Consider the following 21,260-nt stretch of genomic DNA (forward strand, 5'->3'; position numbering starts at 1 on the left):
CACTGAAGTTAGAGCGAATTGATCCAGTTGCGAAGCAGGCGAATTCCGGCCTCGCCAGACTTTTCTGGGTGAAACTGAGTAGCGCAGAGGGGGCCATTCTCGACCGCGGCGATGAATCGCTCGCCGTGTTCTGCCCATGTCACCCGTGGCTTTGTCGACGGAGTGCGACCCTCGATGGTCCACTCTGTGGCTGCGTTACTGTGCACGAAGTAGAAGCGCTCGTGTTCGATTCCTGCGAACAGCACGGAGTTCTCGGCGGGCTGCACGGTGTTCCAACCCATGTGCGGCAGCCGGTCCGCCTGCAACTGACGCACCGTTCCCGGCCACTGTCCGAGCCCATCCGTTTCCACCCCGCGCTCGATGCCGCGGGCAAACATTACCTGCTCACCAACACAGATGCCCAGCACCGGGCGTCCTCCGGCAAGCCTCCTGTCGATCAGCTCGTCACCGTTCACCGCGGTGAGCGCACGCATGACCGCGTCGAACGCACCCACTCCGGGCACGACCAGTCCATCTGCCTGCATCACGGTCTCAGGATCGCGGGTAAGCGTGACCTCAGCACCAGCGCGCTCAAGCGCTTTGACCGCCGAGTGCACGTTGCCCGAACCGTAGTCGAGCACCGCCACCTTCTTGCGGGTCACAGCGCGCCCTTGGTTGACGGCACCCCCGCGACCAGCGGATCGCGTGTCTTTGCCTGCCGGAATGCGCGGGCAAAGGCCTTGAACTCCGCCTCAGCAATGTGATGCGGATCGCGGCCCTCAACCAGTCGGATGTGGCACGTGAACCGCGCATTCAGGATCAGCGCCTCGAAAAAGTGGCGCACCATGCTGCCGGTGAAGTGCCCACCGATTAAGTGAAACTCGAACCCCGCGGGCTCTCCTGAGTGCACCAGATACGGGCGACCGGAAATGTCAACGACAGCTTGCGCGAGAGCCTCATCGAGGGGCACCAGGGCATCGCCGTAGCGCGAGATTCCCGACTTGTCTCCAAGCGCCTCGAGGAGAGCCTGCCCGAGCACGATTCCCGTGTCTTCGACCGTGTGATGCACATCGATGTGGATATCGCCAATCGCGCGTACGGTGAGATCGGTAAGCGAGTGCCGCGCAAACGCCGTCAACATGTGATCGAAGAACGGCACTCCGGTCTCGACATCTGCCTCGCCGGTTCCGTCGAGGTCGACCTGCACGCTGATCTGTGACTCGCTGGTGTGGCGGTCGAGGGACGCGGTGCGTGGGGATGCGTTCATATCGCTAAGCCTACCGCTCAGCAGAAGTGAGCGCGGTGAGCGCAGTGATGAGCATCGTCGTCTCGTTCTCGGTGCCGGCGGTGATGCGCAAGTGCCCGGGAATGCCCAGATCACGAATCAGGATGCCCTCAGCGAGCAAGGCCTCGAAGGTCGCTGTTGGGTTCGCAAAGCCGCCGACGAGAAGAAAGTTTGCCCCAGAGGGGTGCACAAGGTACCCCAGTTCACTGAGCGCTCTGGCGAGGCGATCGCGCTGCACGCGAATATCTGCCACCGTGGCGAGCATCTCGCTTGCGTGTCGGATGGCCGCCATAGCCGCCGCTTGTGTCAGCGCCGAGAGATGATATGGCAGGCGCACCAGTTTGAGGGCATCGACCACTGCCGGATCTGCCGCAAGGTACCCGAGCCGCACGCCTGCGAACGCGAACGCCTTGCTCATCGTGCGTGAAACCAGGAGGCGCGGACGACCCTGGAGTAGCGTTACCGCACTCTCGCGCTCGGCATCGAATTCGTGATAGGCCTCGTCAACAACCAGAATGCCGTCAAACGCATCGTAGGCAGCAGTGATCGTGTCGAGATCGAGCGGGGTACCCGTCGGATTATTCGGACCACAGAGTATGGCAATGCTCGGAGCGTGCAACCGGAGCGTTTCCGACACAAAATCGGGAGTTAATGCGTAGTCTGCGGGGCGCTCCACCGGCACCCACTGAGTGTCGGTGCCATCGGCGAGCAAGGGGTACATCGAGTACGTCGGAGTAAAGCTCAGGAGGCTTCGCCCGGGTCCACCAAATGCCTGCAGAATCTGCTGCAGCACCTCATTCGATCCATTCGCCGCCCACAACTGCGAGGCCGTCAACCCATGCCCGAGATACCCGGCGAGCGCCTCGCGCAGCTCCACGAAATCGCGATCGGGGTATCGGTTCACGCCGCGAACCGCGCGGGTGAGTTCCGCCACAATCTCGGTGATCACCGCTTCAGGAATGGGATGCGTGTTCTCGTTGACGTTGAGACTCACAGCAACTGGGTCTTGGGGCGCGCCGTACGGGGTCTTCCCCACGAGATTTTGGCGAAGCGGGAGATCTTTCAGGCTGGTCACCTGACCAGTCTAGAACTCGCGCAACTCCCCCACAGACACGAAGTGACACGCCGACCTACGAATCTAGGCCCAAGTCTGTCGCACTCACTACCCCGTCAGCTCCTGAATAACGCAGCGGCACAGCGATCGGCTGCCCCGCCTGCACTCCCGAGCCGCCCAACTGATTCAGACGAACCAGCTCGGCAACCACATCGCGTGGGTCTGCATTCGGATCAAGCTCCGTAGCGACAGACCAGAGTGACGCACCGGGCTGCACTACGACATAACCAAATTCGGCGGAGCTTGCTTCGCTCGTCGCAACCGCTTGAGTAGCGCCGAAGATCGCAGCGGACGCGACCAGCCCGGTAATGAGAGCGGCGAGCATCACCCCGAATACCACCCGACCGCGGCGGGTGAGCCGCATCCGGGGGCTCTGGTGCGCAGCCGACCGAGACCGCGCCTCCTCCAGTGAAACAACTGTGGCGAATTGTGTTGCCCCGGAAGCCGTCTGAATACTCATGCGCTCGTCCTTTCGGTTTCACTGCTCGAACACATTCACATGTATTTCGAACATTTGTTTCGAACATACCTTCGAATAATCGAAACTGCAAGCCCTGGTTCCGCGTATGTTTCGCAACTATTCCGCGACACTCGTACACATATTTGCCCGGATTCGAACAAAAGAACTATGGTTTCGATTACTGGCTTCACTGAACCAGACACCACCGACATTCACGTTGGTGTTGGGGTGACACGAGAGTTCGTCTCAGATGACACCGCGATCCACCGCTATTTCCGGGAGGAACCCGTGACCACACAGGCGCAGCACCCCAAGCCGCTGTCGGAGAAGCAACAGATGATCTTGGAGTTCATTTCTCGCTTCATCGCAAGCCGGAGCTTCCCGCCCTCCATCCGGGAAATTGGCGAGGGAGTCGGCCTCTCCTCGCCTTCGAGCATCACCTATCAGCTCGATCAGCTCGAGCTTGCGGGCTTCCTGCGACGGCATCCAAATCAGAACCGGGCGATCGAACTCCTGACAGTCCCTGAGGCCATCGAGGCAGACGTCTCAGACTTCCCGACGGTGCAGGCAGAAGAGACCGCCTATATTCCGCTTGTTGGTCAGATTGCCGCCGGTGTGCCGATTACCGCCGATCAGCACGTCGAAGAACTCATGCCCCTACCGCGCGCGCTCGTCGGAGACGGCGACCTGTTCATGTTGCGTGTCGTCGGAGATTCGATGATTGATGCCGCAATCTGCGACGGCGATTTAGTGGTTATCCGACAACAACGCGATGCAACAAACGGCGACATTGTGGCCGCGATGCTTGACGGGGAAGCGACCGTCAAGGTCTTTCGTCGCCGCGACGGTCACACCTGGCTTCTGCCGCGCAACAGCGCATTCGAACCCATCCTCGGCGACCATGCCGAGGTCCTCGGCAAGGTCGTTGCCGTGTTCCGCTCGGTGTAAGGCCGGCCTCTCGACGGGCGATCAGAATGGAGCAACCGTTCAGGTCCGCGCGTTTCGACTTTCGTCGACAGGTGCCGCGGTCGAGGGTGCGAGCGGGTGCGGAGTGACGTGCCCGAGCGCGCGCAACACCGCGGTGACCTGCTCGTGACGGTTGAAAGTGTAGAGATGAATCGACGGCGCGCCACCCGCGAGAAGCTCCCGGGCCAGCTCAACCGTGTGCTCAACACCCAGTTCTGGCGAGGTGCCCCCCGCGGCTTCGAGCGCCCGCACCAGTTGCGGCGGTGCCGGGCGTCCTGCCAAATCTGCCACCTTACGCAATTGGCCCAGGTTGGACACCGGCATCATGCCGGGCAGAAGTGGGATATGCAGGCCCGCCTGCCGCGCCTCCTCCGCGAATGACAAATACTCCTCGGCGTGGAAGAACAGCTGAGTGATGCCGAGTTCAGCTCCGGCCTCCTGTTTTTCCACAAGCCAGGCAATGTCCTCGCTGCGGGAGCGCGACAACGGATGGCCGTTGGGATACACGGCCACAGCGATGCGGCCCGCGTTGGACGCTGCGGGAATCTCGGCGCGCATCTCAGCGATGAGTCGAATCAGGTCGACGGAACTGAGTGAAGCCGTCACCTCGATGTCGTCTTCGCTCAGCCCACGCGGGGGGTCGCCGCGAAGTGCGAGGAAGTCGTAGATACCCGCCTCATGCGTTTCAGTAATGACGGCGCGCACCTCGTCGCGCGTCATGCCCACCGTCGTGAGGTGAGCCATGGGCAGCGCGTCGGTGTACTGCCGCAGGTACTTGAGGAGATCAAGCGAGGCATCGCGGGTTGATCCGCTCGCACCGTAGGTCACGGAGATGAACTCCGGCCCCGCTGCGGCGAGGTGCTGCACCGCGTGCCCGAGCGCCAGCGCTGCGGCGGAGGTGCGCGCGGGGAAAACTTCGAATGAAAAGCGCAGTGGCGCCGGGGCACCAGGGGCGGGCTTCTCGAGCGACACGCGGCGCCTCCAACTGATTGCGAGTAGTGAATGCATTGAGCCTACAGAGGTGGATCTGCCCGCTCGAAACCGACTGCAACAGTCGGCAGAAATATGACCTCGGCGAAGCTACTGGCTCCCAAGACATGCGCCAGGCGGCCGCGACGGCCCGTCTAGCCGGAAGGAGGCGTGCTCAGAGTGAACGGCTCGAGCTTGGCGAGCGTCTCTCCGCTTACGTATGCCCGAACACGGGTGCCTTGCTCGACGTACTCCGTCTCGAGTACCCGGTTTCGCTCGTGCAGCTCGGCGACCAGGTCGCCTCGTTCGTAGGGCACGATGACGGTCACTTCTCGATCGGGAACGGGCAGCGTCGCGTCGATTCGGGCCTTCAACTCGGCGATGCCCTCGCCGGTGCGGGCTGAGACGAACACCGCGTCGGGTGCGAGCCCGTGCAGCACCAGCCGCTGTGTGTCGTCGATCAGGTCGGCCTTGTTGAAGACCACGATCTCGGGGATCGACTGCGCCTCGACCTCCGCGATCACCTGGCGCACGGTCTTCAGCTGCGCCTCCGGTTCGGGGTGGGACGCATCAACCACGTGCACGATCACGTCGGCCCCAGCCACCTCCTCGAAGGTGGAACGGAAGGCTTCAACGAGCTGATGCGGCAGGCTCCTGACAAACCCAACGGTGTCAGTGAAGGTGAAACTGCGGCCATCCGAGGTTTCCGCGTGTCGCACCGTGGTGTCGAGAGTGGCAAAGAGTTGGTTCTGCACGAGCGCCTCCGCGCCCGTGAGTCGGTTGAGCAGGCTCGACTTCCCGGCGTTGGTGTAGCCAGCGATTGCGACCGATGGCACCTCGCCGCGTTTGCGGTTCGCTCGCTTGGCCTCGCGCGCCGGAGCGAACTCAGCGATCTGCTTGCGTAGCTTCGCCATTCGCGTGTTGATGCGGCGCCGATCAAGCTCGATCTTGGTTTCACCCGGACCGCGTGAACCCATGCCGGCCCCGGCAGCGCCCACTTGCCCGCCTGCCTGCCGCGACATCGAGTCGCCCCAGCCGCGCAGACGCGGCAGCAAGTACCGCAATTGTGCGAGCTCAACCTGAGCCTTACCTTCGCGACTCTTCGCGTGCTGGCTGAAAATATCGAGGATCACCGCGGTACGGTCGATCACCTTCACCTTCACGACATCTTCGAGTGCTCGGCGCTGGCTCGGCGCGAGTTCGGTGTCAGCAACAACGGTGTCAGCTCCCTCCGCCGCCACCATCTCGGCAAGCTCTTGTGCCTTCCCCTTGCCGAAGTAGGTCGCCGGATCAGGGTTTGCCCGACGCTGGAGCAAGCCGTCGATGACTCGCGCCCCGGCAGTCTCAGCGAGCGCCGCGAGCTCGCGCAGCGAGTTCTCAGCGTCCTCCTGCCCATGCTTTCCATTCGAACTGTAGACACCAATCAGAATGACATTTTCCAGTCGCAGCTGCCGGTACTCGACCTCCGTGACGTCTTCGAGTTCGGTCGAGAGCCCGGGCACGCGCTTGAGTGACGCGCGTTCTTCGCGTTCGAGCCGAATCGAGTCGAGGTCTTTCCCCAGTTGGTCGTGAGCCTCAGCGCCGAGCGCCTGCGCGCCGCCGGTGAGGTCGCGAATCACCGTGGCGTGGCCGACACCCTGGGCGCGCGCCAACACCCGGTCAAGCGGATCTCCAGGGTCGTGCGAAGCTGGGGTGTTCGGCTGATCCGCTGCTGTGGAGGGCGATTCTGATTTGGTCATCTGAATTCCAGTCTAAGTCGGGACGTGGTTTTCGGCCCTGCTGTTCACCCACAGCGCACCACACCCGTGGGGCACGCGCCCGGTGAGACTGAGATACTGGGTCGGTGACACAGCACTACTTCTCAGAATCCCCAGTCGGCGATGCCAGGCAGCGCGAGATCGAGGTCGAGCTCGCCGGAGCACCCAGGCTGCTCGTGACCGCGGGCGGCGTCTTCAGCCCCGAACACCTCGACCAGGGAACCGCGGTGCTGCTTCGCACGCTGGAGAAGGCATCGCACGGCGCGACACCCCTCGCGGGGCCGCTGCTCGACCTCGGGTGCGGATGGGGTCCCCTCGCCCTTTCTGCAGCGCTAACCCACCCAGATGCGGAGATCTGGGCGGTCGACATCAACGAACGGGCGCGGTCGCTCGCATCAGCAAACGCCGCGCGCCTGGGCCTGGAAAATCTGCGGGTTGCCGCGCCTGCTGACGTACCGACAGCCGTTGAATTTGCCGAGATCCACTCGAACCCTCCGATTCGTATCGGCAAGCAGGCGCTGCACGCGCTCCTCGCACAGTGGCTCCCGCGACTTGCGCCCGGCGGATCCGCCACCCTCGTTGTCGCGAAGCATCTGGGGGCCGATTCGCTTCAATCGTGGATCGCGGCCGAGTTTCCTGAGCTCTCTGTCACCCGCATCGCGCGCGACAAGGGATTTTCGGTCATCAGAGCCGTCAAAGACTAGGGACCTACTCAGGCAGCTCGATCGTGCCGCGATAGACGAGTTCAGCTGGCCCCGACAGCGACACGTGCTCCCCCTCCTCGGTCGGAAACATGCGCACCGCGAGCCGACCGCCGGGAACCTCCACGCTCCAGTGATTGGGCATCCCCTCGCCTCCCCAATAGCGGAAGGCAAGCGCCGCGGCCGCAGTTCCCGTGCCGCACGAGAGGGTCTCGCCGGAACCGCGCTCATGCACCCGCATGCGAATTCGGGCGACACCGTCTTTGATGAGCGGTTCCTCCGGCACGACGAACTCGACGTTCGCGCCCGACTCGGGCGCTGGATCCAGCGTCGGCGCGTCGCTGAGCTCCAGACCGTCGAGCTTGGCATCGGCGGCGAGCGCCGTCACCACGTGCGGATTCCCGAGGTCTATGCCCTGGCCGGGCCTCGGCACGTGCAACCCGCGCGCGGCGACCAGGTACTCCTCGGTGAGACGCCACCTACCGAGATCCACCGTGTAGCCAGACACGCCAGCGAGCACGTCTTTCACCCCGGCACGCGTGCCGATGGGAAGGGTGTCGCGCCGCTCGGGCGTCACCAGCCCTTCGGTGATGAGGTAGTGGGCGTAGACGCGAATGCCATTTCCGCACATTTCAGCGGGCGTGCCGTCGGCATTCCAGTAATCCATGAACCATTCGGCTGCCGGCTCTTCGGCAAGCACAGCTGCACCCTCGGGGAGTGCGCGTGAGCGAACCGCGCGAATGATGCCGTCTGCCCCAATACCAAAATGTCGATCGCACAGGAACCTGATCTGTTCGGGGGTGAGCGTCAACTCGCCGTCTGGATCGGTAAAGAGCACGAAGTCGTTCCCTGTGCCATGGCCTTTAGTGAACGTCAGAGAGGGCATGCCTCAAGTCTAAAGGGTGGCCCCCGCGCATCCGCTGGGCCCGGGTTCTAGACGGAAGCGCAACACCTAAAGTGTGAGTTGTCTAGACCACCACCGAAGGGCTGCGCTTCCTTGTCCACACTTTACCGCCACCTCACCCTGAACGACCGGATCGAGATCGAGAAACTCCACGACCACGGCCACACCCACGCCGAGATCGCTCGAAGAATCGGCGTGCACCGTTCAACCATCGGCCGCGAGATCAAGAAGCGTTCCTGGCAACCTGAACACGACCACGCGAATCTTCGCCCCTACCTACGGAACAAACTCGACACCCGTCACCGGCGAGACCGGGTGTATCTCGCTGGTCAAGCACAACTCCACGCCAACACACGCCGAGCACGCTCGCACCAGCCCTACCGAATGACGCATGACCCGCTCGTTGATTGGGTGATCACACATTTGGGGCGGGGGTGGACCCCGGAAGAGATCAGCGGACGCCTCCCTATCGAGCACCCCACCGATCACCGTATGCGGGTCAGCCCAGAAACGTTGTATGCCTGGATTTACTCACCCGGCCAACAGCATCGGCAGCTGCACCAATACCTTGCTCGGGGGCAGAAGAAACGACGCCGCATCAAGGGCCGAAAGGTACACACGGAACGCATCAAATATCGGGTCTCGATACATGAACGACCCGCCGAGGTATTGACGCGGGAAGAGTTTGGGCATTGGGAATCAGACAGTGTGCTGGGCGCACACGGCACCGGCGGTATTCACACCATGGTCGAACGCACAAGCCGTTACTACCTGGGAGTGAAGCTCTCCCGAGTCGCTGCTGCCCCGACTCTGGAGGCGCAGCTTGGCGTGTATCGGGTGCTGCCTGCACACGCCGTCAAATCTGTCACAGCCGACAATGGAAGCGAGTTCGCACACCATTACATGCTTGCCGACACGATCGGGGTGCCCACCTATTTCTGTGACCCGTACAGCGCATATCAGCGGGGCAGTAACGAGCACTTCAATGGTCGGCTACGGAAGTATCTCCCCAAGGGCACAACCTTCGAGGACCTCACCCAGGAAGAACTCGACGAGTACATCGGTGAGATCAATGATCGGCCCAGGAAAGTGCTGGGTTGGGCGACCCCGGCAGAGGTATTCCAGGAGTTATGCTCGGGGTAACTCACTGGGTGTTGCACTCCGAACTAAAATCCGGGGGGCCACCCTCGGCCCTGGCTTGCTAGCATCGCGGCATGGGCGAACGAGGTGATCAACTCCACGGGAACCGGCTGTCAGCACTCGGAGCGACCCTCGCCTGGCAGCTCGCCACGCCCACGCAAGACCGTCACGCGCTGGCACGATCACTGCTGCGCGAGTTGCTGGGCGAAGAGTCGCGCTTTTCCTCAGTGTGCCCGGAGTGTGGAGGCGCACACGGCCCAGTACAGGCACGGCTCCCCCGCGGCCCTGCCCCCCTCGTCAGCATGACCTACGCGGGCACGCTCGTCGTCGTGGGAGCGGCACCGGCCCTGACTGTGGCCTTTGGCATTGACGCAGAGATCGATTCGGGAGATCGAAGACGAGCCATTTCCGAGGCGATCGGCAGCGCGGAGCTGTGCGACTGGACACGGCTTGAGGCGGTCGCCAAGGCCAGGCGCACCGGTCTGCGAGACGAGGTGCGCGCGCTCGACTGCACCGGTGATGCACACGGGTGGATCGCCCCGCCGATGCCCGGTCTCCCAGAACTGCGCGGAGTCGACCTCACGCTGACCCTGCCCGGCAAGCACGGAACCGCGCTCATCAGCGTGGCGCTCGCCGCCGCCACCCCGTCACCGGATGCGCCCGCTACTTTCCCGCCTTCGTCGGCTTCAGCTGGTTGAGGGGCGTGAGTGCTTTCTGGGCCTTGGGCACTCTGTCACCCTTCGGAAGCTTGGAAGGCTTCGGCAGCTTCGGAAGCTTCTCGTCGAGGAGCCAGCTGTGCCACAGGCCTTCGAGCGGTTCTGCGGTGAATGATTGCGCCAACCTCAGGAAATCTTCGCTGCGCACCTGGCGGTGGGAGTTTTCCGTGGACCAGGCCAGCAGAAGCGCACGAAACTTCGCGTCTCCCAGGGTTCGCCGGAGAGCCTCCAGGAGCAGCGCCCCCCGCTTGTAGACGCGGTCGTCGAACATGTCGGCCGCGCCGGGATTCGAAAGTAGGAGATCCTGCGGCAGTGCCGAGAGCAGCTCATGGTGCTCCTGTGCGCACTGGGCGATCGTCTGGCGGCCCGAGGCTTCGGCCCAGATCCACTCGGAGAAGCAGCAAAACCCCTCGTTCAGCCAGATGTCCTTCCAACGTGAAATCGCCACGCTGTTCCCGAACCACTGGTGCGCAAGCTCATGCGCCAGGAGTCGCTGTTCGGCGGCCGCAGCGTGGTTCGAGCCGAATGTCACGAGGCCCTGCGATTCGAGGGGAATCTCAAGCTCCTCCTCCACGACAACCACCGTCAGGTCCTCCTGTGGGTAGGGCCCGAACCACGTTTCGAACTCGCGCACCATGTCGACCATCGGAGCGAACGCGCGCAGCATCTCGGGTGCCTGACGGCGCGGTGTCACGAGTCGACCGACCGTCGCCCCCGAACGCAGCGGGATGTTGAGGGGAAACTCCGCATACTGCCCCACGTGCGCGGCGACGAGATAGGTCGCCGTCGGTACCTCGCTCGTGAACGACCAGGTTCGCGTGCCCCCGCGCTGGGTGACCTCTCCGGGCACCCCGCTGATCGCGACGAAGAATTCGGCATCTGTGGTGAAACGGATCTCGTAGGTCGCGCGGTTGGCAATGCGATCGTTGCACGGAAACCAGGTCGGTGCCCCGGTGGGCTGGGCGGCGACAAGCGCCCCGTTCTCGAGTTCTTCCCACCCAAGCTGCCCCCAATGCGAGCGGCGCGGAGCTGGGCTCCCCGCGTACTGAATCTCGACGACCAGCGTGGCTCCCGCTTCGCGGGCCTCGGCAAACTTCACGACGAGTGCGTGGTCGGTCTGTTTCACGTCGCGGTGAGGTGCCCCATTCACCCGCACCTTCTTGGCCCGAAGCCCGACCAGGTCGAGGCGGATCGCGCTCGTGCGTTCCACGATTGTGATCGTCAGTCTCGCCGTGCCGGACAGCCGGTTCGTTCGCGGCGTGTACGTGAGGTCGAGTGCGTATCGCTCGACCTCGTACCGGGAGTCTCCGCTATTGGGCGTGTATTGGTCACCCATTATTTCGTGGTCTGGTAGGCGCGCACCTTGACCGCTTTCCACGGCCCGATTGGGTTGCCGCTCCAGCGAGATCCCACCGGCACGGTCTCCCCACGCATGACGAGCGAGGCCGGCCCCACCGTCGCGTTCGCGCCAATGGTGGCAGCGGGCAGAATCACGCTGTGGGGCCCGAGCGTTGCCCCGGGTTCGAGTTCGACGGTGTCCATGCTCATAATTCGATCATGAAAGAGGTGGGTCTGTACAACGCACCCGCGGTTGACAGTGGATCCGGCACCCAGCGTGACAAGATCCGGCTCTGGGAGCCAATACGATTCGCACCACACCCCGGTACCGATGCGCGCGCCCAGCGAACGCAGCCAGAGCGCCAGCGCCGGTGTGCCAGACGCCGCACGGGCAAACCACGGTGCCGCGACCATTTCCGTGAAGGTGTCGGAGACCTCGGTGCGCCAGACGAAGCTTGACCACAGCGGCGCCTCACCGGCGCGAATCATGCCGACGATGATCCACTTCGCGAGCGTGGTGATCGCGGCAGCGACCGCACCCGCAACGAGCATCACGACTCCTGACAGCAGCAGGATCCACACGGGCCCCAGCGACTGCCACAGCCATGCCATGACGAGCAAGACACTCAAGCCGAGTGCCGCGGTCACAAAGACCGGCACAAGTCTGCCGAGTTCCCACAGCGCACGCGCGATCCGCAACTTCGCGCCGGGGTTGAAGGTGCGGGTATCGTCACCCGTTTGCGCCACTCGGCGCAGCCTCACCGCGGGGGAACCGAGCCAGGATGAGCCCGATTTCGACTTCTCCGGGGCGACGGAGAGCACCGCGACGAGTGAATCCTTGGCGACTCGGTGCCCCGGGCCGGCCATCCCGGAGTTGCCTAGGAACGCGCGCTTGCCGATGCGTACCGGGCCGATCCGCATCCACCCGCGGTGGAGTTCGTACGAGGCCACCATCGTGTCGTCCGCGAGAAACGCACCGTCGTCAATGCGTGTCATGCACGGAAGCAACAACACGGTGGATGCCTCGACGTTCTTGCCGACGGTCGCTCCCAGCAGGCGCAGCCACACCGGGGTGAACAGGCTGGAGTAGAGCGGAAAGAGGAAGGTGCGGGCCGCGTCTAGCAGTCGCTCGGTGGTCCACACCTGCCAGCCGACACGACTGTGCACAGGGAAGGTTCCCTCGCGGAGCCCGAGCGCGAGGAGGCGCACCAGCACGACGACGGCACCGGCGTAGATGAAGCCGGCAACGAGAACCGCGGGCACGAGCGCCAGGAGTGCCAGGCCGTAGATCTCGGGGAGCGTGCCCTGGCCGCGTACCGCGAGTGCCACGAGCCCGCCCCCGGCCGCGAACGACACGAATGGGAGCAGTGCGAGTCCCAGAGAGGAGAACGCATAGGCCGCGCGCCAGAGGGGCGACTGACGCGGGGGCGCCTCGGGCCACCGAACCGAGGTTCCTCCGACCCGCACCGCGGGTGAACCGGCCCAGGTCTGATTCGCCTTCACCCGACCGAAGACCGCCGAGCCCGGAGCGATCTCCGCACCGTCATCAATGCGGGTTCCCGGAGCCAGCACCGATCGTGCCCCGATCGTGACATGCTCGCCGATCTGCACCCTGCCGACCCGGAGCACATCGCCGTCAATCCAGTAACCGCTGAGATCGACTTCAGGCTCGATTGCGGATCCCCGCCCAATCTCAAGCATCCCGGTGATGGGCGGCAGCGTGTGCAGGTTGACGTCTCGCGAAATCTTGGCTCCCAGCGCGCGCGCGTAGAGCATCACCCAGGGGGCTCCCGCGCTTCCGACGGCATCGATCTGATCGGCGAAGTGTTCGGCCAGCCACAGCCGCATGTGCACGAACCCGCCCCGAGGGTAGTCCCCGGGGGCGACCCCTGCGAGCAACACTCGTGCGGCGAGCGCGGCGATGGCCATGCGACCGAACGGTGTCAGGATCAGCACAATACCGAAGAGCAGCACCCAGATCGGCGCGCTCGGCAGCGCCTCAAAGCCCGTGGTCAAGTTCAGGATCGTTCCCGCGGTGAGGATGTAGATGAGCCACCGCAGCCCGCTAACCAGGAACAATGGCACGCCGGCGATGCTCTGCACCCACTGGGTACCTTTTGACGTGGGTTCGGGCGAGTGAAAACTCGCGGGGTCGCTCACCTCTTCCACCGCGGCGATGGCCTTTGCCATGGCCGACAGCCTGGGCACATCGTAGACATCGGCGACGGAGTACTCGGGTACTCGCGTGCGGATGCGAGAGACGAGCTGCGCTGCGGTGAGGGATCCGCCGCCGAGGTCGAAGAAATCCGCCTGTGCCGAGTTCGGGGCGATACCTAAGACCGCCTGCCACTGTTCGCCCAGCCAGCGTTCAGTCTCGGTGAATCCCTCAGGCATCGGTTCCTCGACTCCAGGCAGCGGCCATGGGAGGGCATCCCGATCTACCTTGCCGGAGGTACGCATGGGCAAGTCTTCGACCACCGCGAGCAGTGGCATCACGCCGGCGGCCAGCCTGCCAGCGAGAGAGCTTCGGGCGTGGGTCCGATCAAATGGCGTCTCGCTCTCGACCACCAGGTAGCCGACGAGCAGCGGCACCCCGGACTCACTGTTGCGCACGGCCACGGCCGCGGCCGTCACGCCGGGAAGATCCTGCAACGCCGATTCGACCTCGCCGAGCTCGATGCGTCGACCCCCAACCTTCACCTGGTCGTCCGCGCGCCCCAGAAAGAGCAGCCCCTCAGGCTCATACTTCACCAGGTCGCCGGAACGATACGCACGCTCCCAGCCCAGCGTCGGCATTGGCGCGTACTTCTCGGCATCCTTGGCAGGATCGAGGTACCGGGCAAGACCCACTCCTCCGATGATGAGTTCACCCGATTCCCCCGGAGCAACGCGGAAACCGCCTGGATCGACCACCGCAAGATCCCACCCGTCGAGCGGCAGTCCGATGCGCACCGGGGAGGCGCCGTCAAGGCGACAGCCGCACGCGACGACCGTCGCCTCGGTGGGGCCGTAGGTGTTCCACACCTCTCGATCTTCATCGACGAGCCTGGCCGCGAGTTCGGGCGGGCACGCCTCTCCCCCAAAGATCAGGAGTCGGACGTTTTCAATCGCCTCGCGCGGCCAAATGGCAGCGAGTGTTGGCACCGTGGAGACCACCGTGATGCCCTGGCGCACGAGCCACTGGGCCAGGTCCTCTCCCGCCCGCACGAGCGCACGCGGAGCGGGCACCAGGCACGCGGCGTGACGCCAGGCCAACCACATCTCTTCGCACGAAGCATCAAACGCGACCGAGAGGCCAGCGAGCACCCGGTCGCCGGGACCGAGCGGGCGAGACTGCACGAACATGCGCGCCTCGGCGTCGACGAACGCAGCCGCCGATCGGTGCGTGACCGCGACACCCTTGGGTACCCCGGTCGAACCCGACGTGAAGATGACCCAGGCGTCGTCATCCGGCTTTGGATCCGGTCCGGCCTGAGCTCCCTGACGAACTGCTGCGCCGTCCTCGCCTGCTGGATCCACTGGCCCCGAGTCAGCCACGGAGGCTTCCTCGCGAATCCCCGGGCGGGTGCTCCGCACGTACTGCGGGCCGTTTCCCACGATCCCGGCGACGTCTGCTTCACCGAAGACCAGCCGAGCCCGCTCGTCGGTATCGTCGGCATCGACCGGCACGTAGGCTGCCCCGGCGAACATGATCGCGAGAATGGCGATGTAGAGGTCTGCCGAGCCGGAATCAATCCGAACGCCCACCCGGTCTCCGGGCCGGACCCCATTAGTTCGCAAGTCGCCTGCGAGGAGTTCGACCGCGGCGAGCAACTCACGATAACTGAGCGCCCCCGCCCCCGCGTCAAGCGCGGACGCGTCGGGATGGGCAAGGGTCGACTGGCGCAGGATGTCGATCAGCGTGCGTTCGGGCGCGGCGAATGCTGCCCGGTTCAGGGCTTCCTGCGAATCAGCGTGGCTCATGCGGCGAAGTCTATTCCAGCGACGTAAACGGGAGTTCACATGGCTGGAAGCTTGCCCGACGAACCGGACCTGTGGACGCTGCGTCGTGAACTGATCAGCCGGCGGTGGTGGGCTGCGGGGAGATCAGCTCAGGGTCGGGCGAGGCGATCCACTCAATGTCGGGGTAGCGCTTAAACCAGCTCACCTGCCGTCGCGCGTAACGGCGCGTGAGCGCCTGTGTCTCGGCGATCGCCTCGGCCTCGGTTTTCTCACCAGCGAGCTGCGCGAGTGCCTGCGCATACCCAATGGCGCGGGAGGCGGTCTTTCCGTGCTCTATACCGTGGGGAATCAGTGCGCGCACCTCATCCAGGATCCCGTCAGACCACATCTGCTCGACGCGTCGGTCGAGCCTCCTCACCAGGTCAGCGCGCTCGGCGTGCACGGCGATCGTGCGGGTGCGCATACGCCAGTACTCGGGCACCTGAGGCAGGCTACCGTGGGCCCTCTCGCCTAGCGCAGCCACCTCAAGCGCGCGAACCACCCGTCGTCCGTTCCGCGAGTCGACTGCAGCCGCCGCCACCGGATCAAGCGCGCGCAAACGCTGCGCGAGAGCCGCCACCCCGAGCTCAGTGAGCTCGCGCTCGAGCGTGGCGCGAAGCGCCTCATCGCGAGGGGGAAATTGGAAGTCGAAGATGAGGCTGGAGACGTACAGGCCCGATCCGCCCACCACAATCGCATCATGACCGCGCTCGTGGATCTCAGTGATGAGTGCGCGCGCGGTGGGCTGATACCAGGCCACGGTGGCTTCCTGACTGGGTTCCAGCGCGTCAAACAAGTGATGCACGATTCCGCGTCGGTGCGCGGGGGCGAGCTTTGCCGTACCGATATTCATGCCGCGGTAGAGCTGCATCGCATCCGCGTTCACGATCTCGGCCGTGCGACCCGACGCTGCCAGTTGCTCCGCGAGTGCCAGTGACAGCGCGGTCTTACCGGTACCAGTGGCACCGACGATGGCCCAGAGCGAACCGGTCACAGCACCCGAAGCGTCGGGAGCCCGAGGCTGACCGCCCGAGGAGCGCCGCTCAGGTCGGTGGGTGCCGGAGCTGCACAGCTGTCGGCCTCTCGTCGATCCCATGCGTCGCCCGCTCGTGTGCGCCGCACCGCATAGGGACCACCGGCTGCGGGGTCGGCGATGATGAAGTGCGGAGCCGCGCCCGTGACCTGTACCGTGACGACATCGCCAGGACGCGGGACATCTGCATTCGCCGGGATGGCGAAGTGCACGAGCCGGTTATCTTCGGCCCTGCCCGTTAAGCGCCGGGTGGCATCGTCTTTACGACCCTCGCTCGCGGCGACGAGAACGTCGACGGTGCGCCCGATCTGTGCGTGGTTTTCCTCAAAGGAGATCCGCTCCTGCAACGCGTGCAGCCGCGTGTAGCGCTCCTGCACGATCGCCTTCGGAACCTGCTGTTCCATCTCGGCTGCTGGGGTGCCCGGACGGATCGAGTATTGGAACGTGTACGCGCTCGAGAACCGAGAGGCCTCCACCACGCGCATCGTATCCTCGAAGTCTTCGTCGGTCTCACCCGGGAATCCCACGATGATGTCGGTGGTGATCGAGGCGTTGGGAATTTGCGCACGTACCCGGTCAAGGATCCCGAGAAACTTCGTGCTCCGATAGGAACGTCGCATCGCCTTGAGGATCGCGTCTGAGCCGGATTGCAAAGGCATGTGCAGTTGCGGCATGACGTTTGGAGTCTCGGCCATTGCCGCAATCACGTCGTCGGTGAACGCTGCGGGGTGCGGGCTGGTGAAGCGAACCCGTTCGAGCCCTTCGATGTCTCCCATGGCGCGAAGGAGTTTACCGAACGCCTCTCGATCTCCGAACTCCACCCCGTAGGTGTTGACGTTCTGTCCCAGGAGTGTCACTTCGATCGCACCATCGTCGACGAGCGCCTGCACCTCAGCCAAGATCTCGCCAGGCCTGCGATCCTTTTCCTTTCCTCGAAGGGCGGGAACGATGCAGAAGGTACAGGTATTGTTGCAGCCGACCGAAATGGACACCCACCCGCTCGATGCTGAGTCGCGCTTGGTCGGGAGCGTCGAGGGGAACACCTCGAGCGACTCGAGAATCTCGACCTGCGCTTCTTGGTTGTGCCGCGCTCGCTCGAGGAGGACCGGCAGCGATCCCATGTTGTGGGTGCCGAATACCACGTCCACCCAGGGTGCCTTCTTCACGATGGTGCCCTGGTCCTTCTGAGCGAGACAACCCCCGACCGCGATTTGCATGCCTGCACGCTCGCGCTTCACGCTCGCGAGAATGCCGAGATTGCCGTAGAGCTTATTCGCCGCATTTTCGCGCACCGCGCAGGTGTTGATGACCACCACGTCGGCCTCATCGGGCACGCTCGCTGCAACATAGCCGGCGGCCTCAAGAGAACCTGCCAATCGCTCTGAGTCGTGCACGTTCATCTGACAACCCAAGGTGCGAACCGTGTAACTGCGCGGAGTTCCATCAGGGCCAAGTGCAGCGGGCGACGGAGCTATGGGGGTGACAACTGCAGAGGGCATGTGCCCAATTCTACCGACCGTGAAATGTGCTGCGGCCGAGCGCTCGGGTCACGACTCAAGCCGCGCTCGGGGCGCTATTGAAACCGCACTCCAGATCCGGAACGAAGCCCATCCAGTGCCTCACGGGCGGCACGCGAGGCCGGTTCACCTGACCAGCCGCGGCGTGCGAGAAAACCGAGAAGCCGCCGCTCGGCGGTCTGGCGATCGAGACCACTCATCTTCCGTGCACGTTCCGCAGCCGCGGTCCGGAGAAGCGCGAACTCCTCGTCATCATCGAGCTCACCGAGCACTTCCTCGATAACACCCTGAGGAATCAGGCGGTCGCGGAGCTTCATCCGAATCTGGCTGCGGCTCGATCCTTTGCGCTCCCGGAGCGACTCAGTGACTCTCCGAGCGAGGCCAAGATCGTCGAGGTAGAGGCTCGCGACGAACTCGTCAATCGCCGCATCAATGTCCCATGCCGGGTGGCCGATGTTCAGGAGATCTCTTCGAAGCTCCCCAGAGGACAGCGCGCGGCGCGCGAGCAGCCGCACACCATCCTCCTGGGTGCTTCGCTCAGGTGCGGACTCTGACTCGAATCCGGGCTCTCCCGCGTACTCCGACTCAATTCCTGGTTCGGACCCAATCTCTGACTCGGACACAAAGGGAGGATTCAGCCGAGGAGCGTACTGGGTCTCGACCCCGGCTCGAATCGCCTCCGGGAGTCGGGATCGAAGCTCAATGACCTCCGCGAGATCGGGTCGGTCGCCCCGTCGGTCATCTCTGTTCTCAGGCTCCGAAGCCGGAGGAACGGGCAGGAAACGCACCACCATGAGGATGCGCTATGCGCCCAGTCGCTCGTCGCGAAGAGGTTCTGCGTGGCTTTCTTCGACCGCCGCGACCACGGGAGCGTTCGGGTCGTCTTTCACGCCCAGCTTCACGAGAATCTTTTCTTCTATCTCAGCGGCAATATCAGGGTGCTGAATGAGGAAGCGACGCGAATTCTCCATTCCCTGTCCCAGCTGATCACCTTCATAGGTGTACCAGGCACCGCTCTTCTTCACGAGACCATGCTCCACGCCAAAATCGATCAGTGAGCCTTCGCGTGAGATGCCCACGCCGTACAGAATGTCGAATTCAGCCTGCTTAAAGGGCGGCGCCATCTTGTTTTTTACCACCTTGACACGCGTGCGGTTGCCTACTGCGTCGGTGCCGTCTTTCAGCGTTTGAATGCGACGAATGTCGAGGCGCACTGATGCGTAAAATTTCAGCGCTTTGCCACCAGACGTAGTTTCTGGACTCCCGAAAAACACCCCAATCTTCTCCCGCAACTGGTTGATGAAGATTGCTGTCGTGTTGGTCTGGCTCAGGCCACCGGTGATCTTACGGAGCGCCTGTGACATCAGGCGTGCCTGCAAGCCGACGTGGCTATCACCCATATCGCCCTCGATCTCGGCCTTCGGCACCAGTGCAGCCACCGAGTCGACCACCACCAGATCCACGGATCCCGAACGAATCAGCATGTCCGTGATCTCCAACGCCTGCTCACCAGTGTCGGGCTGCGACACAAGGAGCGCGTCGATGTCAACACCCAGTTTCTCTGCGTATACGGGGTCGAGCGCGTGCTCGGCATCAATGAAGGCGGCGATTCCGCCGGCGCGCTGCGCGTTTGCGATGGCATGCAGCGTGAGTGTCGTCTTCCCCGAAGATTCGGGGCCATATATCTCCACGATGCGGCCGCGCGGGAGTCCACCGATACCGAGAGCGACGTCAAGAGCGATCGAGCCGGTCGGGATGACCTCAACCTTCGGGCGATCTGTGCTCCCGAGGCGCATGATCGCACCCTTACCGAACTGTTTGTCAATATTCGCGAGCGCCATTTCAAGGGCTTTCTCGCGATCTTTGGGTGCTGCCATGAGCTTGTTCTCCTGCCGTCGGGGCGTGGGTCGCCGGGTTGCTGCCTACCTGCTGTCGTGTCCGGAGCGAAATGCTCAGAACTGACAAGGCGTAGGTGGCTCGTGCTTCCGACCCTAGATTGCACCACCGACACTCAGCGTCGAAAGTGGCAATGTGTGGAGAGGAACGGCAACAAGATCACCTGGGAGCGAGAATACCCATATTCGAACAAACTTTCGAAAGTATCACTCGGCGTGTCGGAACAGTCCAGGTGAGCCATCGCACGCCAGCGCGATCATTCTCGCGGGTCCCTGAGGCCGCGGCCATACCGACGCTGCTCGGGAACCTGCATTTCGACGCACAAGGCATCCCACACACGTCGAGCCGGCACGCCCCGATCGAGCGCGTCCCGCGCGGTTCCCTCAAACTCCGCGAGCCAATAGTCACGCAAGAGAACTCCGGAGTAGACCTCCCCGAACTCCTCAGCCATTGCTCGCTGAAATTCGCTCAGCCGCACTACTTTCCTGCGAGCAGAGAAGGTCGATATCCGGAGACAAGATCCGCCGGAACGGTGTCGGGCACGCGAGACGAAAGCTGAACACTCAGACCTTCAACCATCGCGAGCCGCTCACTCACTTCACCCATGATGACCGAGAGAGGCGTATCTAGCGCATCTGCGACCGCGGCGAGAATCTCACTTGAGGCTTCCTTCTGGCCGCGCTCAACCTCGCTGAGGTAGCCAAGCGCAACGCTCGCTTCGCCCGCTACCTGACGGAGGGTGCGCCCCTTCTGCAGGCGGAAGTCACGCAGCACATCGCCAATCTCCTGACGAACAAGTACCATCGCGTCCTCCTTTGCTCTGCACGACCGTGAGGCTATGCCTATCAGACTACCCGCTGATGCGCTGGGATGCGCCTCGGGGTGACACCTCTAGTCTGGCGGGTGTCACTGGGAATAACCGCGAGAACAGGCGGTGTATTCCTGAGCATTTCCTGAATGTGAGCCAAGTCGACTCATATTCACTCGCCGATCGCGTCATGGAGGAGCTGCAGCGCCTCTCGAACAGTCGCTTCTCGAATCGCCTGCCGGTTCCCGTTAATTTCGAAGAGCATCGCACGCTCCCCATGGCCGGAACTGATGCCCAGCCACACCGTGCCCACACCTTGGCCCGTCTGCGGGTCAGGGTCGGGCCCGGCCACTCCAGTCGTGGAGATTCCGAATTGAACCTCCACCGGCACGCTCGCGCGCCCCTGCGGCACCGCACAGGCGCGACGCACCCCACGAGCCATCTGAGTCGCCACCTCGGGATCCACCGGTCCTCGAGCCGCCAGCAATGCGGCATCGACGCTGAGAAGTGACGACTTTAGTGCGGTGTCGTATGCCACGATGCCACCCGAAAAGACCCGAGAAGCACCGGGTACCGACACGATCGTGGCCGACAACAGCCCCCCAGTGAGTGACTCCGCAACAGCGAATCTCACGCCTAGCTCATCGGCTCTGTGTACTACCGCCCGCGCGAGCTCACCTGCTTTGGCAATTCGGT

20 protein-coding genes are annotated in these 21,260 nt (G+C 63.7%); 4 read left to right on the forward strand and 16 right to left on the reverse strand.

From position 1 onward, the window contains the following. Positions 1 to 8: 8 nt before the first annotated feature. Genes hisH through ACTNFK_RS08445 form a run of 4 tightly spaced genes read right to left on the reverse strand, consistent with a single transcriptional unit; the run spans position 9 to position 2,838 of the window. A complete protein-coding gene (gene hisH, locus ACTNFK_RS08430; RefSeq protein WP_435937396.1) occupies positions 9 to 641 on the reverse strand; it encodes an imidazole glycerol phosphate synthase subunit HisH in 633 nt (210 codons plus the stop codon). Next, positions 638 to 1,246: an imidazoleglycerol-phosphate dehydratase HisB gene (gene hisB, locus ACTNFK_RS08435; protein ID WP_433647011.1), complete on the reverse strand. Its 609-nt coding sequence runs from the start codon at positions 1,244 to 1,246 to the stop codon at positions 638 to 640. The genes hisH and hisB overlap by 4 nt, the downstream gene beginning before the upstream one ends. A 10-nt stretch (positions 1,247 to 1,256) precedes the next feature. Then, a complete protein-coding gene (locus ACTNFK_RS08440; RefSeq protein WP_435937397.1) occupies positions 1,257 to 2,339 on the reverse strand; it encodes a histidinol-phosphate transaminase in 1,083 nt (360 codons plus the stop codon). A gap of 55 nt (positions 2,340 to 2,394) precedes the next feature. Next, entirely contained in the window at positions 2,395 to 2,838 is a 444-nt protein-coding gene (locus tag ACTNFK_RS08445) for a hypothetical protein (protein ID WP_433647013.1), read from the reverse strand. A 336-nt stretch (positions 2,839 to 3,174) separates the two neighbouring features. Between ACTNFK_RS08445 and lexA the strand changes: the two genes are divergently transcribed. Further along, positions 3,175 to 3,786 (forward strand): transcriptional repressor LexA, encoded by a 612-nt coding sequence (gene lexA / locus ACTNFK_RS08450; protein WP_435937401.1) that lies wholly within the window; start codon positions 3,175 to 3,177, stop codon positions 3,784 to 3,786. Positions 3,787 to 3,825: 39 nt separating this feature from the next. Here the strand turns inward: lexA and ACTNFK_RS08455 are convergent, their stop codons facing one another. Both ACTNFK_RS08455 and hflX read right to left on the reverse strand, forming a co-directional pair. After that, positions 3,826 to 4,776 (reverse strand): methylenetetrahydrofolate reductase, encoded by a 951-nt coding sequence (locus ACTNFK_RS08455; protein WP_435937398.1) that lies wholly within the window; start codon positions 4,774 to 4,776, stop codon positions 3,826 to 3,828. A gap of 152 nt (positions 4,777 to 4,928) precedes the next feature. Beyond that, entirely contained in the window at positions 4,929 to 6,512 is a 1,584-nt protein-coding gene (gene hflX, locus ACTNFK_RS08460; protein ID WP_435937399.1) for a GTPase HflX, read from the reverse strand. Between the two features lie 104 nt (positions 6,513 to 6,616). On the opposite strand from hflX, the gene ACTNFK_RS08465 reads away from it, so the two are divergent. Further along, positions 6,617 to 7,234, forward strand: coding sequence for a class I SAM-dependent methyltransferase (locus ACTNFK_RS08465; RefSeq protein WP_435937400.1), 618 nt, complete (start codon positions 6,617 to 6,619; stop codon positions 7,232 to 7,234). Positions 7,235 to 7,238: 4 nt separating this feature from the next. On the opposite strand, the gene dapF is transcribed toward ACTNFK_RS08465, so the two are convergent. Beyond that, positions 7,239 to 8,117, reverse strand: coding sequence for a diaminopimelate epimerase (gene dapF / locus ACTNFK_RS08470; protein WP_433647017.1), 879 nt, complete (start codon positions 8,115 to 8,117; stop codon positions 7,239 to 7,241). A 111-nt stretch (positions 8,118 to 8,228) separates the two neighbouring features. Between dapF and ACTNFK_RS08475 the strand changes: the two genes are divergently transcribed. Beyond that, positions 8,229 to 9,278 (forward strand): IS30 family transposase, encoded by a 1,050-nt coding sequence (locus ACTNFK_RS08475; RefSeq protein WP_192497180.1) that lies wholly within the window; start codon positions 8,229 to 8,231, stop codon positions 9,276 to 9,278. Positions 9,279 to 9,349: 71 nt separating this feature from the next. Next, positions 9,350 to 9,973: a 4'-phosphopantetheinyl transferase family protein gene (locus ACTNFK_RS08480; RefSeq protein ID WP_433647018.1), complete on the forward strand. Its 624-nt coding sequence runs from the start codon at positions 9,350 to 9,352 to the stop codon at positions 9,971 to 9,973. Here the strand turns inward: ACTNFK_RS08480 and ACTNFK_RS08485 are convergent. From ACTNFK_RS08485 to ACTNFK_RS08525, 9 genes are all read right to left on the reverse strand, one after another. Then, positions 9,939 to 11,327 carry a M1 family metallopeptidase gene (locus tag ACTNFK_RS08485; RefSeq protein WP_435937295.1) on the reverse strand — a complete coding sequence of 463 codons (1,389 nt, stop codon included), beginning with the start codon at positions 11,325 to 11,327 and terminating at the stop codon, positions 9,939 to 9,941. The genes ACTNFK_RS08480 and ACTNFK_RS08485 overlap by 35 nt on opposite strands. Beyond that, a complete protein-coding gene (locus ACTNFK_RS08490) occupies positions 11,327 to 15,292 on the reverse strand; it encodes a Pls/PosA family non-ribosomal peptide synthetase (protein ID WP_435937296.1) in 3,966 nt (1,321 codons plus the stop codon). The genes ACTNFK_RS08485 and ACTNFK_RS08490 overlap by 1 nt, the downstream gene beginning before the upstream one ends. A 94-nt stretch (positions 15,293 to 15,386) precedes the next feature. Further along, positions 15,387 to 16,304 (reverse strand): tRNA (adenosine(37)-N6)-dimethylallyltransferase MiaA, encoded by a 918-nt coding sequence (miaA, locus tag ACTNFK_RS08495; RefSeq protein WP_435937297.1) that lies wholly within the window; start codon positions 16,302 to 16,304, stop codon positions 15,387 to 15,389. Beyond that, complete coding sequence (miaB, locus tag ACTNFK_RS08500) at positions 16,301 to 17,842, reverse strand: tRNA (N6-isopentenyl adenosine(37)-C2)-methylthiotransferase MiaB (protein WP_435937298.1); 1,542 nt, start codon at positions 17,840 to 17,842, stop codon at positions 16,301 to 16,303. Before miaB ends, miaA begins: the two co-directional genes overlap by 4 nt. Before the next feature lie 74 nt (positions 17,843 to 17,916). Then, positions 17,917 to 18,654 carry a regulatory protein RecX gene (locus ACTNFK_RS08505; RefSeq protein WP_435937299.1) on the reverse strand — a complete coding sequence of 246 codons (738 nt, stop codon included), beginning with the start codon at positions 18,652 to 18,654 and terminating at the stop codon, positions 17,917 to 17,919. A 9-nt stretch (positions 18,655 to 18,663) separates the two neighbouring features. Continuing rightward, positions 18,664 to 19,737 (reverse strand): recombinase RecA, encoded by a 1,074-nt coding sequence (recA, locus tag ACTNFK_RS08510; RefSeq protein ID WP_433647024.1) that lies wholly within the window; start codon positions 19,735 to 19,737, stop codon positions 18,664 to 18,666. Positions 19,738 to 20,012: 275 nt separating this feature from the next. Then, positions 20,013 to 20,207, reverse strand: coding sequence for a DUF3046 domain-containing protein (locus tag ACTNFK_RS08515; RefSeq protein WP_445117149.1), 195 nt, complete (start codon positions 20,205 to 20,207; stop codon positions 20,013 to 20,015). A 26-nt stretch (positions 20,208 to 20,233) separates the two neighbouring features. Next, complete coding sequence (locus ACTNFK_RS08520; RefSeq protein ID WP_433647026.1) at positions 20,234 to 20,560, reverse strand: helix-turn-helix domain-containing protein; 327 nt, start codon at positions 20,558 to 20,560, stop codon at positions 20,234 to 20,236. A 176-nt stretch (positions 20,561 to 20,736) separates the two neighbouring features. Further along, entirely contained in the window at positions 20,737 to 21,198 is a 462-nt protein-coding gene (locus tag ACTNFK_RS08525; RefSeq protein ID WP_445117150.1) for a CinA family protein, read from the reverse strand. Positions 21,199 to 21,260 lie beyond the last annotated feature (62 nt).

This window comes from Leucobacter fengyongliangi (assembly GCF_052386045.1).

Coding starts and splice junctions, on each gene's coding strand:
- hisB (WP_433647011.1), bottom strand. CDS start 1,246: ATGAACGCATCCCCACGCACCGCGTCCCTCGACCGCCACACCAGCGAG.
- ACTNFK_RS08445 (WP_433647013.1), bottom strand. CDS start 2,838: ATGAGTATTCAGACGGCTTCCGGGGCAACACAATTCGCCACAGTTGTT.
- ACTNFK_RS08490 (WP_435937296.1), bottom strand. CDS start 15,292: ATGAGCCACGCTGATTCGCAGGAAGCCCTGAACCGGGCAGCATTCGCC.
- ACTNFK_RS08480 (WP_433647018.1), top strand. CDS start 9,350: ATGGGCGAACGAGGTGATCAACTCCACGGGAACCGGCTGTCAGCACTC.
- ACTNFK_RS08520 (WP_433647026.1), bottom strand. CDS start 20,560: ATGGTACTTGTTCGTCAGGAGATTGGCGATGTGCTGCGTGACTTCCGC.
- miaB (WP_435937298.1), bottom strand. CDS start 17,842: ATGCCCTCTGCAGTTGTCACCCCCATAGCTCCGTCGCCCGCTGCACTT.
- ACTNFK_RS08505 (WP_435937299.1), bottom strand. CDS start 18,654: ATGGTGGTGCGTTTCCTGCCCGTTCCTCCGGCTTCGGAGCCTGAGAAC.
- ACTNFK_RS08515 (WP_445117149.1), bottom strand. CDS start 20,207: ATGGCTGAGGAGTTCGGGGAGGTCTACTCCGGAGTTCTCTTGCGTGAC.
- dapF (WP_433647017.1), bottom strand. CDS start 8,117: ATGCCCTCTCTGACGTTCACTAAAGGCCATGGCACAGGGAACGACTTC.
- recA (WP_433647024.1), bottom strand. CDS start 19,737: ATGGCAGCACCCAAAGATCGCGAGAAAGCCCTTGAAATGGCGCTCGCG.
- hflX (WP_435937399.1), bottom strand. CDS start 6,512: ATGACCAAATCAGAATCGCCCTCCACAGCAGCGGATCAGCCGAACACC.
- ACTNFK_RS08485 (WP_435937295.1), bottom strand. CDS start 11,327: ATGGGTGACCAATACACGCCCAATAGCGGAGACTCCCGGTACGAGGTC.
- lexA (WP_435937401.1), top strand. CDS start 3,175: ATGATCTTGGAGTTCATTTCTCGCTTCATCGCAAGCCGGAGCTTCCCG.